Origin of the sequence: Aporhodopirellula rubra (assembly GCF_014192335.1) — a bacterium.
Classification (GTDB): Bacteria; Planctomycetota; Planctomycetia; order Pirellulales; family Pirellulaceae; genus Rhodopirellula; species Rhodopirellula rubra.
In genome coordinates this window covers 1-13276 of the sequence record NZ_JACHXU010000023.1, presented here as the reverse complement: position 1 = coordinate 13276, position 13276 = coordinate 1, and the positions used below count along the sequence as shown (strand labels likewise).

The 13276-nt window shown below is 55.8% G+C and carries 10 protein-coding genes; 4 read left to right on the top strand and 6 right to left on the bottom strand.

What is annotated here, in order from left to right:
* Positions 1 to 60: 60 nt before the first annotated feature.
* On the bottom strand, positions 61 to 996 hold the full coding sequence (locus FHS27_RS24255) for a hypothetical protein (RefSeq protein WP_184307920.1): 936 nt from the start codon (positions 994 to 996) through the stop codon (positions 61 to 63).
* Positions 997 to 1223: 227 nt separating this feature from the next.
* Here FHS27_RS24255 and FHS27_RS24250 point away from each other — a divergent pair, with 227 nt between their 5' ends.
* From FHS27_RS24250 to FHS27_RS24240, 3 genes are all read left to right on the top strand, one after another.
* A complete protein-coding gene (locus tag FHS27_RS24250) occupies positions 1224 to 2015 on the top strand; it encodes an RsmE family RNA methyltransferase (protein WP_184307918.1) in 792 nt (263 codons plus the stop codon).
* Between the two features lie 153 nt (positions 2016 to 2168).
* Complete coding sequence (locus tag FHS27_RS24245; RefSeq protein WP_246420783.1) at positions 2169 to 3482, top strand: AAA family ATPase; 1314 nt, start codon at positions 2169 to 2171, stop codon at positions 3480 to 3482.
* A 199-nt stretch (positions 3483 to 3681) separates the two neighbouring features.
* Positions 3682 to 6951, top strand: a complete 3270-nt coding sequence (locus tag FHS27_RS24240) for a protein kinase domain-containing protein (protein ID WP_184307914.1) — start codon at positions 3682 to 3684, stop codon at positions 6949 to 6951.
* Positions 6952 to 7252: 301 nt separating this feature from the next.
* Here FHS27_RS24240 and FHS27_RS24235 read toward each other — a convergent pair whose 3' ends face one another.
* The 5 genes from FHS27_RS24235 to FHS27_RS24215 form a co-directional block, all read right to left on the bottom strand.
* Positions 7253 to 7639, bottom strand: coding sequence for a DUF2306 domain-containing protein (locus tag FHS27_RS24235; RefSeq protein ID WP_184307912.1), 387 nt, complete (start codon positions 7637 to 7639; stop codon positions 7253 to 7255).
* A 1105-nt stretch (positions 7640 to 8744) separates the two neighbouring features.
* Positions 8745 to 9110 (bottom strand): DUF2200 domain-containing protein, encoded by a 366-nt coding sequence (locus FHS27_RS24230; protein WP_184307910.1) that lies wholly within the window; start codon positions 9108 to 9110, stop codon positions 8745 to 8747.
* Positions 9111 to 9260: 150 nt separating this feature from the next.
* Positions 9261 to 9941 carry a hypothetical protein gene (locus FHS27_RS24225; RefSeq protein ID WP_184307908.1) on the bottom strand — a complete coding sequence of 227 codons (681 nt, stop codon included), beginning with the start codon at positions 9939 to 9941 and terminating at the stop codon, positions 9261 to 9263.
* 858 nt (positions 9942 to 10799) lie between these two features.
* A complete protein-coding gene (locus FHS27_RS24220) occupies positions 10800 to 11276 on the bottom strand; it encodes a hypothetical protein (RefSeq protein ID WP_184307906.1) in 477 nt (158 codons plus the stop codon).
* Positions 11277 to 11812: 536 nt separating this feature from the next.
* On the bottom strand, positions 11813 to 12367 hold the full coding sequence (locus FHS27_RS24215; RefSeq protein ID WP_184307904.1) for a hypothetical protein: 555 nt from the start codon (positions 12365 to 12367) through the stop codon (positions 11813 to 11815).
* A gap of 127 nt (positions 12368 to 12494) precedes the next feature.
* On the opposite strand from FHS27_RS24215, the gene FHS27_RS24210 reads away from it, so the two are divergent.
* Positions 12495 to 12980: an IS110 family transposase gene (locus tag FHS27_RS24210; RefSeq protein ID WP_184307901.1), complete on the top strand. Its 486-nt coding sequence runs from the start codon at positions 12495 to 12497 to the stop codon at positions 12978 to 12980.
* Positions 12981 to 13276 lie beyond the last annotated feature (296 nt).

Sequence of the window (13276 nt, the reverse complement as noted above, 5' to 3'; positions counted from 1 at the left end):
AATGATCGCCGGCGAACGCAATTCTGAGAGGGAACGGCATCACTCAGAGACTCTGGTGAATCACGCCGCTCGGGAACAGGACTCGTCGACCGTGGCCGCGTGGTTGATCAGGGGCGCCGACAAATCAGCCCGAGTGATCTGCCGAATCCCCGCGATCTGGCCATGGACGAGCGCCGTGTGGACGAGTGCGCCGAGCCGGCGAATCGAACCGCCACTGGATTCGGCCAGATGGGTGACGGCCGAAACAGTGAATGCGGGGCGAGTCCCTCCGGCGTGGTGCATCGCTGCGTTCACGCATCGCCGCAGTTCGCTGCCATGCGGACGCGAAAGGTGATGTGTCGGCATACGGAGTTCTGGCGACGTTTGAAAAACGCGAACGCCACTGAGTGAACGCTTGCCTCTGGTCACGACGACCATGTGGACATTCTGCAATCGCTCAGCCCTAGCCGCATGCCAACCTGCTAACAGTGCAAGGCGATTGATGTTGGCAACGGGAGTCGATTGGGTGCCGGTCGTTGCGTGGATCAGCCACAGCGTTTTGACATTTGCTTTTGATTCGATGTCTCCTGCGAGACGGAAGAGAGTGTTTGTGAGATGTTCGAGAGACTCGTTTTCCCATCTCGCGACGGCGGTTTCGAGCGCGGTACCGCCCAGCCCCGAGGTTGCTGCGAGCTGACGCAACCATGTCGTTGCGCCCGCTCCCTTCGATGCGGTAACCACGGCGAGCGAACCGGGACCGATGACGAGACTCTGCAACCACGAGCATGCCGACGCGTGGGCGCTGCTGCGGAAATAGAAATCAGTGACACCCAGTGGGGTATCGAGAGCACGATCAGGAGCGAACGGGCTACCGATCAATCCCCAATGCTGCAGAACTTCCGGCGGTAACGGTTGCACGGTAGCCGACGGCGACGAATGGTAGCCGTCGTCAATGATCTCAGCCGGTGCTCGCCGGGCGTCGCGTTTTGGTGAGACAAATCGTGGGGAGTAGGTCACTGGTGTTGGCCTCAAAAAAGCGTGTTGCCGAAATTTCGCACATTTCGGCGGAAGACCGTTTCATCTATGAATCGACCAACTGCCGACGGGCACTGCGAGCGAAGCGTTCGAGGCGTTAAACTCTGCCCGATGCAACACATTTGCGGACTCGCACTCGATTGCCGGATACAACGGTGGTTCCGACGTCGCGACCGCATCGAACTTGAAACAATCTGAGCGATTTTCTGATGACGCGACGCTACTACACCCCCGACCTGATGATTCAGCAGCCGATGGTGGAGTTACCCGACGAAGAGGCAATGCACGCGGCACGTGTCATGCGGGTTCGCGTCGACGACGAAATCGAACTCTTCGACGGCAAGGGCAACCAATCGGCGGCGAGGGTGACGTCCGTGGATCGGCGACAATGCGTTTGTCAGTGTGAAACACCCGCGTTTGTCGACCGCGAGCCCACCGTCGAATTGGAACTCGCGATCGGATTGCCCAAACCGGATCGCGCGAAGGAGATGATCGAACGCTTGACGGAACTCGGCGTCACTCGCATTCAACCACTCGTGTTCGAGCGAACACAACGCCCGCCCGCCGATGCATTTCTAGGCAAACTGGATCGCATCGTGATCGAAGCGTGCAAACAGTCCGGCCGAAACCGGTTGATGTCGATCGCGCCCGTCATGCGATTTGCCAAATGGATTTCGCTCCCGCCGAACGCGCAATCGTCACAACCGGCAAACTCTGGGGCTAATCACACGGCAGAGTCGACCGACCGCGATTCGCTTGTTCCAGATCGACGACTCGTCGCGATGCCCGGTGGTGGCACGATGAATGAGATCGTTGCGGAATTTGCCGCCCAAACGCAGTTTCGATCGTTGCAGTGCACCATCGGTCCCGAAGGCGGATTGACCGACGATGAACTATCCGCGTGTCGGGATGTCGGGATGGTGGCGGTTGATTTGGGGAAACGGATTCTGCGAGTTGAGACGGCCGCTTGCGTGATTGCGGCGTGTTTTTTGAGAGATTAGGCCGCTTGCAACTCGTTCGATCGATTGCGGCAAAACGTGAGCTACGTTTGCGTGGATGAAAGTCCGTTCACACCGTTGTGGGCGAATTACCGCTTTCGTCATACGCAATTCTGCTAGCCACATTGGACGAGTTGAAGACCGATGACCGCATTGATGACCGATACCCATAGCTTCGAATCGTCGGCGCTTGGCGGACTATTGACGGACGACACGTTCTGGCCCGCCGAACCACGTAGCCTCAACGAACTCGGGCTGTCGATCACGTTCGTCGAAGCGTTGCTGGTCAAGATGATTCATCAAACCGGTACCATCAGCGGCCGTAACGTGGCAACACGATTGGGTTTGCCGTTTCGGATTGTCGAGCCCATCGTCGACGCACTTCGCGTTCGCAAATTTGTCGCTCACGTGCGACCGGCGGCATTTAACGATTACTACTACTCGCTGACCGAACTCGGGCAAAAGCGAGCCCAACAGCACTTCTCGCAGTGCAGTTATGTCGGTCCGGCTCCCGTTCCTTTGAGTGATTACACGTTGAGCGTGGAGGCTCAAGCGGCGGGCGTGGATCCGATCGACCGCGATCAACTTCGCGATTCACTGTCGCGAATCTCCTACCAAGACGAACTGCTCGATCAGCTCGGCCCCGCAATCAATAGTAACACCGGCTTGTTCCTATTCGGACCTCCCGGAAACGGAAAGACGACCATCGCCCGCAGCTTGACGCGGTGTCTTGGTCAAGAAATCTGGATCCCCCATGCGATCCTGGACGACGGCAACCTGATCAAACTAAAGGATGACGCGTTCCACCGCGAAGCCCCGATTCCCGAGGGCGACGGCAGCATGTTGAATTCCCAAGAATGGGATAAACGGTGGGTGCGGATCCAGCGACCGAGTGTCGTCGTCGGTGGTGAACTGGTGATGGACAACCTCGAGGTTCGTCACGACGCACGATCGAACATGTGCGAAGCACCGCTGCAAATGAAGAGCAATTGCGGTTGCCTCCTGATCGATGACTTTGGTCGTCAACGGATCGCACCGGAGGAGTTGCTCAATCGATGGATCGTGCCGCTGGAGAATCGATGCGACTACCTGACGTTGCCAACGGGTAAGAAAATTCAGATTCCGTTCGAACAGTTGATCATCTTTTCGACCAACTTGAATCCCGACGACTTAGTCGACGAAGCGTTCTTGCGGCGCGTGCCGTACAAAATCTTTGTTGATGATCCGACACCTGCGGAGTTCCGCGTGCTCATGAAAACGGTCGCATCGCAAATGGGCTTTCCTGACACACCCGAGGCGTCCGAGCATCTCCTCGCGTTCTACCAATCGAAAAAACGGCCGCCACGACGCTGCCATCCACGAGACCTGTTGACGCAAGTCGCGAACTTCTGTCGCTATCGCAATCTACCGTTGACGTTGCGACCGGAGTATCTCGATCAAGCCTGTCGTAACTACTTCAGCGCCCTGTAAAGCATTTCGAATGATAACGCGCTCGTACACTATCGTTGAATCTCCCATGATTCAAACCGTGAAGTCTGGCGACGTCAGCAAGATCGTTCTTCGGAATTGCTTTTGTTTATCCAAGCGACGTGTCGTGTGACCGTTGCCGAACCATTGCCCTGCTTCGCCCTCCAATATTTTTCGTTAACCCAATTCCCAATTCGTTCCCATGACTGTTCAAAGCGTTCGCAAAATCGCGCCGGGGTATGAGCCGATCTCCGGCTATACCCTCGAGCAGAAAATCGGGGAAGGCGGGTTCGGCGAAGTCTGGCGGGCCAACGCACCCGGTGGTTTGAAAAAGGCGGTAAAGATCGTCTTTGGAGCCACCCATGCGAATCGTGGTTCCCGCGAACTCAAATCGCTCGAGCGAATCAAAGGGGTTCATCACCCGTTCTTGTTGACGCTCGAACGTTTCGGCGTCGTGGACGATCAATTGGTGATCGTCACCGAACTCGCTGACGGATCGCTCGAAGATGTTCTCAAGCGGCACATCGATCGTGGCTCCTGTGGAATCCCGCGTGCGGCGTTACTGTCGTACTTGCATGACGCCGCTGATGCGTTGGACTATTTGCACAAGAGTTACCAACTGCAGCATCTCGACGTGAAGCCCGGTAACCTCCTGATGGTGGGCGGGCACGTCAAAGTCGGTGACTTCGGGTTGCTCAAGGATCTGCGAGAAACTGACAACTCGATCGTCGGCGGTTTGACACCAATTTACGCTCCGCCGGAGGTCTTCGACGGACGGCCAAGTATGAACAGTGACCAGTACTCACTCGCCGTGATGTACCAGGAACTGTTGACCGGAACGCGTCCCTTTTCCGGACGTACGATCGCGCAACTCGCGACCCAGCACGTTCACGCGGCGCCGAATCTCGAGCCGCTTCCGCCCGCAGATCGCGTGGCCGTGGCACGGGCGCTCGAAAAAGATCCGGATCGTCGCTTCGACAGTTGTCAGGAATTCGTCGACGCCCTGAAAACGCCTCGCCAACGTCAAGATACCACCGTCCAACGAGTCACCACGGGACCTGTCGCTGAGGAAGTTGCGGTCGAGGACTTGCCGAGCATCAACGCCGACAGCGAGCAGCTCCGTAGCCGTGTTACCGGACATGCGTTGTTGGTCGCCATTGGTGGTGTCGGCGCGGAGTGTTTGCACGAACTCCGTGGACGCGTCGCGACGCTGCACTCGGCATGTCCGCTGGATTTGCATTCCGTGTTGATCGATACCGACATGCATACGATCCATGCGGCTCGATTGACCGAAGCGTCCGACCGAATCCCACCCGCGACGATTCTGCACACACCATTGCGTTCGGCGTCGGAATACCGCGCCCGCCCAACCGAACATCTGCGAAACGTCTCACGCCGGTGGATCTACAACGTTCCGCGAAGTGCTGCGACCGAAGGCATGCGCCCATTGGGACGGCTCGCGATGGTCGATCACGCTGAGAAGATTGACGCCGGGCTTCGTGAAGCGATCGACCATCTCGCGGCCGTTTGTGGAGAACGTGTACCCTCCATCTACATTGTGGGCTCCATTTCCGGAGGGACCGCGAGCGGGATGATCTTAGATCTCGCACCGCGACTCCGCACGCTCCTCGATGAAGCCGGAATGGAGCACGCACCCGTTTTGCCGCTGTTGTCATCGGTGTGCATGAAGGGAAACCCGCATCAAAACGTTTCTCTGCACGACACGCACGCTGCGGTCTCCGAAATTCGTCATTACGTCACCCCCGGTAACAGTTACCCTGGTGACAACGGTGTCAACTGGCCTGGAGTCCCCGCCGTTCGCAACCCGCTCCGCGATGCCTACCTGATTCTCGATGGCGATCATGCGTCGCCGGACTCACCGTCCGCATCCGCGACAATCGTCGACTACCTATGGGCAGACGCGACCGGTGCCGGAGAACTCTTGGCGTCCGCTCGACGCTGCGACGCTGCCGATGCCGTCGGTTTGGCAAAACCAATGATCCGCAGTGTCGGCGTGACACGATTGAAATGCGTTCGAGCGTTAGAAGAAAACTTGCTCGCTCCCGCCGCGGCACGTCATCTCTTGTTGCGTTGGCTCGGACGCCCCGCCGAATCACGTGATATCGCGGGACCGCTCGCCGAACGGCTCCGCAAACGATGCGATATCAATCCGCAATTGATGATCGGACAAATCCGCGGTTTGTTCGGCGAAAATGAAGCCGCGATCGTCGATCAGTTGGCGGCCTTGCTGGCCCCGCTCAGTGCCGAAGCGATCGGTCAATGCGAAACAATTGAAATGGTGATCCTCGGCAGCCTCGACGATGCCGATATTGCTACGCAGTTGCAACGCAGCGTCGCCGCGCAGGTCGTTTCGCTGCGACGCGAGTTGGTCGTTCGCCTGCAAGACGGACGCATCGATATCACGTCCGCCGTTCAGGCGATCGAAAAGCTGATTGTCGAAACGCGCGAAACGTCACGTGTGCTGGCTGAACAGTCGCAGTCGAGCGTGTCGGATATCGGAACGAGTATTGGCGCGAGCGATGAAGAAATGGTCAATCGCCTCGAAGCTGCCGAGCGGATGGCGCTTACGCGTTTGATGGCGATCGCCCTGCAATTGACCAGCCAATCGTACTCGCGGTTGACGAAACAACTCGAGACCCTGCACACTCAATTGTCCGAAGCCGCAATCGGGATCGCTCGCGCCGTCCGATGCGTTCCTGGTGACAACCGTGACACCGAGAACCCATGGACTGAGATGCCGCAGGAAATCCAGCTCCGGTTCACTCAGGTCCTCGACCACCTCCACAACGAGTCGGCGCAGCGGTGGCTTATCGCTCCCGTGCGAAAACCCGATGCAGCATGGGATGTCAAAACGATGGCGAGCGAACTCGTATCGCTGTGCCTTCCCATGGTCGAAGACATCATCGATCAACATCGACGCGTAACGGACGTTTCCGCCTCGACAACATGCAACAACTTGCTTAACAAGACCGATGTGAATGTGACCAACGTAACCGCGTCGTTGGGACAGCCTGATTCAAGTACGAAGGCGACATCGGACACCGTGAAGGTCACCGCGCACTACATGACGACACCAGCCCCGGCAACGATGGAAACGCAAACTTTCACGCCCACGGGCGGCCAACGCAACCGATGGAACGAGCAGACGACGATCGAGTCTGCACTCAAAGTCGCGATCCCCGGTCTGTTGCAATGTGGCGGACGTCAACGGTTGTTGCTCTTGGTCGGCAGCGACGGCGAGCGAGAACGGTTGGAACCGAAAGTCGCCGCCGCGCACCAAGGCTCTCTCACCACCGTCGTTATCCCCGGCATCACTCCCGCACTCGTGCACGAAGCTCAGCAAATTCCCGTTGACGAGGTCATTCGCAGGTTCGAAACACTCACCGGCGGCAACACCCAAGTCAGCAAGCGGCTGCATGCCCGCACCGACATCCAATGGGATCAGCCGTAGCAGGAGACGGCTCGCTGAACGTGGTCAGCGGCCTGGTACGCGGCTTGGTACACGCCCGAAAAAAGTGCGATGGTGAGACGATCGTGTTCATTGAGCGTTCGCGGTACCCACAAAAGTTCTTCGGTTGAGAATTCGCGTCATCTGACGAGACCCTCCCGGCCAGATGAATTGATGATCTATTCACTGTGGCCGGTACAGAACAGCGGGTCTGGTCAGGGCGTCACCTAGTTTCGGTCTGCTTTCACGCGCAATTGAACTCGACTCTGAGTTTTTCATTATTGCAGGGAATTGCCCAGAAAGCTCAGTAGCCGAGGGCCGACATGCCAAAAATGAGACTGTGCAAATAGCGGCCTGGCATGAATGTAAACGCGCCGGCGATGACGATTGCTCCGGCATACAGGCTGATCATCGAGATTTGATGTGTTCGCGTATCCCCACGTCGAATGGCAAAATAGGCTCGTGGGACGGAGAAAAGTGTTAGTACGCTAAACAGATGAATGAACCCGAAATGGTCTAGCAATCGAGGGCCGACCACCGCCGGCATGAACAAGGTTGTTGTCGCAGTCGCCATCATCAAAATCATGTAGATACGACCAATACGCCTATGAACGAGGGTTCCTTTTTTTATCACGAAGACAATCGCGCCCAAGAAAACACAAGGAACAACCGTCGCCAGGTGCAAAAACATGAGGTGTCGATAATCCAATTGAAATCTCTTCCATTATGAAATCAGACAAACAGCACCGTGTCTCGAGTGACGCTCTTCTCTGACTGCTGTGACCGAATGACATTCGCTAGGGCCAGCAGATGATACACCTGCGCCCGTCCTTTGCTTACCCGTCAGGCAGAACGCGAAAGATACAAGCTTCGGTGCGTACGACGTAACCGCGGGGCAAACGTTCTCGGTCGCGACGCGTGCAGTACGCCCCTATGGTGTACTTACGGGGGGCTGCTGGCTTCGAGACGCAAATCGGCTACCAATAAAGCAACTGCGAACTTCTCCACGCCCAAAACCCAAGCCACCTCACACTCCCCGTAGCTGACCGAGGCCCCTCGGTCAGTCCCCACGACCACGGTCCAAGAACCACAGCCCGCAACAACCCACCCCACAATCCAACACTCCCCGTAGCTGACCGAGGCCCTTCGGTCAGTCCCCACCACCACGGTCCAAGATCCTCAGTCCGCAACAACCCACCCCACAATCCAACACTCCCCGTAGCTGACCGAGGCCTCTCGGTCAGTCCCCACCACCACGGTCCAAGAACCTCAGCCCGCAACAACCCACCTCATAAACCAAGACTCCCCGTAGCTGACCGAGGCCCTTCGGTCAGTTCCCACCACCACGGTCTGAGAGCCTCAGCCCGCAACAACCCACCCCATAAACCAAGACTCCCCGTAGCTGACCGAGGCCCTTCGGTCAGTCCCCACCACCACGGTCTGAGAGCCTCAGCCCGCAACAACCCTGCGCCAACCCATCCGCCAATTTCGCTTTCCCAATCACCGCGCACCAACAACCTCTCGCCTACTTAATAACCCAACATAATCCAACGTCCGCCAACGCAACCTACCGCTCCGACTCAACGTAACCGACGATCATATCGCGAAAGAACAGCATCTCCGAATCGCTCGACTGCGATAACCGTCTGCGCCAACCCAGCGAAAAAAGTGCAAGCCGCTGCACCGGAATGATCAAGACAAATGAAATTGGTCATTCAGCACCCGTAAGGCATTCAAATTCACCTGCCCAACGTATAGCTAGTGTGCGTTTGGTCAGTAAATCCGCAGTTTTCGGACTAGGGAGACCGCAAAATCTTTTCCATTTTGCGTCCTTTGGCCAATTCGTCCACCAACTTGTCCAAATATCTGACTTGTTTGGTCAACGGTGTCTCAATTTCTTCGATTCGATAGCCACAAATTGAGCCAGTGATCAGGCTTGCGTTCGGGTTGAGCGTGGCGGCGGCAAAGAATTGTTCGAACGTAGCCTCGTTCTTAATCAGACGTTGGACATCGTTCGCTTTGAAACCCGTCAGCCATGAAATGACTTGTTGCAGCTCTTCTACGGTTCGACCCTTCTTCTCAACCTTCGCAACATAGTGCGGGTAAACAGAGGCGAACGTCATGTTCGCGATACGCTCATCGTGATCCCCGGTGGACTTCATGGTGGCTTTGCAATCTCTGAGGCAGCAAGCAGTATTGGCGGTGTTGGATTCTAGTAAGGATAACGTTTGTGATCGGTGGGGGCGGCGGAATTGGCTTCGATCCAAAACGAAACCGCACCACCATCGCTCCCTTGCATCCTATCATTCGTCTCAATTGCGAGTTACGCGGAAATTGTCGAATCGCACCCAGTGTTCGCGGTCGGATGGGGCACCGGATGCAGAAAGACAGAAACCGCGTTTCGGTTCGTTTTTGCGGAGCGCTGAGTGGAAGAAGTTCAAGTACTTACCCGCCGGGGATGGGCCAACCTGGAAGTGGCCATAGTGCCCTCGAACGATGATCCGTAGTGGACCGTAGACCTCATTCGCGGGCCAGAACTTCAACGCATATTGCTGCGGATCTCCTTCGTCTCCTTTTTCCCCAATGAATTCTACATTTCCCGGCGAGAACACAAGATGCCCGTTCATGTTCCTCTTTTCCGCGCCAAATTCTCGGCTGTCAGCATCCGTCAGGAAGAGTCCTGCAGATTCGTCCGGTTCCGTGAATCGATCCAGTGGTGTCACCTCTACGGACGCTGTCACAGTCTCCGATGTATTGAAGGGTAGCAAGACCATTAGCATCGGAGTGTCGCGAGTACGTCTGCCTGGTTGAACACGCATCTCCAATCCACCGTCGCGGATTCGGTAGTCGTCTTCTGTCAACCCGACAGCCTGCCACTTAGTTGAGAGAGTGCCGCTAAAACTATCTTCAAAGAGCACGTCTTCTGCGGTTGCATGTCGGGCTGTCCCCAACGCCGCAATAGCAATAGTTGCGATCAAGGTGCATCGTAGCATGGTGGTCGATCCCTATTGTGGATTGTAAGACAAACGTCTGAGATCACTGGACCGCGGCTAACCAAAGTGGAATTCCGGAACCGCGCGGCCCACCGTTCCGGATGTGTGCTTTATGACCCGTCTTTTTCGAAATGCGAAGTAACTTGAGTTAGCAATTCCATGATGGAAGCGAAAGTAGCGTCAAGTAACAGCAGCCCATTAATGAATGTCAAGACGCCATATTCTAGCAGGTTCATGTGAGCGAATGAGCCACGTGCAAGGACTTGTGCGCCTGGCAGTCCACATTCAACCAGGCGGGCTACGATTGGCGACGCGAACGACGCAGCATCATGGACGGTGGTGCCACTGGTAATCTGAAACGCGAAGCTCGTGTTCTCGCAAGTCAAGCCTCGGAAGTAGAGGACCCGTTCAAGCTCATCAAGCGACTCGACGCACACCCAAACGTTACGCCCATTTCGAATAATCGATTCGGCGTCATCCCACGGATTGGCAAAAGCCCAAGACACACAATTTTCATGCAACGAATCATAATCGCTGTTCGGTGCCGGATAGCTGGCCGCATCCAGGGCACCCATCGACGACACGTCCGCAGTTTTCGTGATGCTTGCCGTTAGCGAGGGCGGCGCAGCGCCGATCGTATTGATTTGCTATTCGTTATCCATCGACATTTCGAGGCTATCGGCCTCGCTGTAGGCACAATAGGAAGGACCATCGGACGAATTATGCATGCAGATCGAATAGGCGATTGTTGGAAGTCCTCGTTTCATGATTATCCGGTAACGTCACTTATCACTCGGGGGCGATGAAAAATTGACCATTTGGATACGCCCGACTTCATCGCACGGGTGCAGCGGATGATTATTCGCCGGTGTTATGCTTCGCAGCTCGCGATTTTGTTCTGTATTCCAGGAGCGACCTGATCGTCACCTCTACCTCACGCTGGTCGAGCCATCTTCGGACTTCTCCAAGCGTTACATCAGAATCGACTGTGTGGTAGCGGCCAGCGGTGACAGCGTGTATTTGATGATCATGAGGTAGGTCGACCGCCCATTCAGGGAGGGCGATGTAGGCGGGAGGGGTGACGTCGTCGACTTTGCTGCTCAAGTGAACGGTTGTCTTGAACTGGGAGTGCGGTGACGTCTGGATGACGATGAAATCGACTTGCAACTTGTCGCTATCGGCTTTGCCACGTCTGTATGCGAAGGTGACCTCCGCGAATCCGGACGGACAGCTCAAACGGGTTGATGTTACCGTCAACTCGGCGAGCGGGCTCTCTTGGCCACATGCATTTGCCGTAGCAATAGTGATGAGTGATGCCGCAATTAGAAACCGCATTTTTGGATTTCCCTGTCGTCAATGTTTCGAATCGGATAACGCCCGGCGTCACCGGTAGGGGCAAGTAAAGTTGTTCATTTTAGACTCGGCCCCAAGCCCCGCTCCGCGTGCATGCCATGGAGATCTTTCGTACTTCGCGTACGAAGAGGAGGCCTGGGAGGAACTGTTGTCGAGAAGTTGAGACGAAATGATTTGTTTGACTGTTCACACTGCTGGCGGGATAATACGACTACATGGATGGGTCGCGGAGGCCGTCTGCGGATTGGTGGCATTGTCCCCGATGGAGATCTTGGTCCTGTCCGACTCTTGATGTAGGCATTAGTGGCATGCTGGCATTGCGATTTGCAGTGCCAGTAAGACCCTGTTGGTGAACCTAACAAGCGATATGTCGGGTACGCCCATCCTTTCTACAAATCGCTTACGAGCATTCCAAAACTGGCTCCGCTCGCCTGCTCTCTTCGCGCGCCACTCGAATCAAAAGCAATCTGAAGGCGATAACCAACCTAACAAAATCACACAAAACACGGGTTCAAGCTTCAAGGTGTAGTTCCTGGTGATCCATCCTTGATTGCACCGGCACTAAGGTCGGCCGCGAGTTCACGATGGAAAGATTGTAACGCATCGAACTCGACTACAAAAGCAAACCGAACACTGGCTGCATTGGGACATGGATCAATCAATAGCTGATCAACAACACCTGAGTCCCAGTTTGCATCATGCCCAGCGTTGTTTGAGTAATAGCGGCAGTTCACGACAAAGCCGGAAACAGGCCCAGAATTTATCTGATGTTCAAGGATCTGAAGCTCAAAGCTCTGTTCGTCAATGACGAAACGCGCGGACGGCACTCTATCCAGCAAACGCGTCAACGGAGCGATATCAGGTAGCTCCCCGTAGAACGTGGAACAGATGTCCTGAGTAAGTGATGCAACGGAAGAAGGCATTCGCACCGCAACAGAAAGTTGCCATGCAAAGAGATCCGGTTCTGACGCTACCAGTTCGGGTCCAGAAATGTCAAATGCCAATTCCTCACCGCGCGATCCAAGAAGTCGAGACGTCAATATCACGGCCTCCCAATTGGGTAAAGAATCCATGTAAGTCCGAGGTTTGAAGGGTGGGAGTCATTTGTCAACAATGACTGGCGACTCGGACCCGTGATCTGGGCAGCCTGGGGCTGCTTGTCACATTTACTCCACCCAACAAACACAAGGATTCAACTCAATGAAGATTCTCGCACTTGACCTCGGCAAATTCAACTCGGCTGCCTGCCTTTTTGATTCTCAAACCCGAAGGACTCAGTTCCTCACCACGCCGACCACACGCGACTGCTTCAATACGCTTTTCGAAAGCCAGCGTGCTGACCTGGTCGTCATGGAGGCGTGCGGCCCTTCGGGATGGATCAACGATGTGGCCCAGCAGTTTGGCTTCAGCACCCTCGTTTGCAGCACCAATGAAGAAGCCTGGGCGTGGTCCAAAGTCAAGCGAAAAACCGATCGTGACGATGCACTCAAACTCGGTCGCTTGGCCGCCATGGGGGAACTCAAGCCGGTTCACGTCCCCACGCTCGAGCACCGTGAATTTCGATCCCTCGTGAAGTACCGCAAAACACTCGACCAACGGATCAACAAAACCAAAAACACCATCCGTGCGTGGTTCGTCAACCACGGTATCGAGATCGCGACGGGCGAGAAAGCCAGTATCGCGTAACTGATGGCGTGACGTCGTGATAGCGAATCGGACCTGCTGGCCCCTTCTTGCCCCTCTTTGCTCAAACTCACCCATCGTCCATTACTGTCAATCGCACATCATTTACCCCCGGGAGGCCGCTGTCGCCACTGCTCAAACCGCCAAGGAACAGAACTACCCGAGGTACGAAGCACTAAACCAACCTGATGCGGAGCGGTTCGCTTTAGGCCCGATCTTGATCGATCGGTAGAACCTTCCGACACATCGCCCTAAAGAATGTGCCGTACCCAAGGAAGACGCTTGCTGCTCACTAGAAG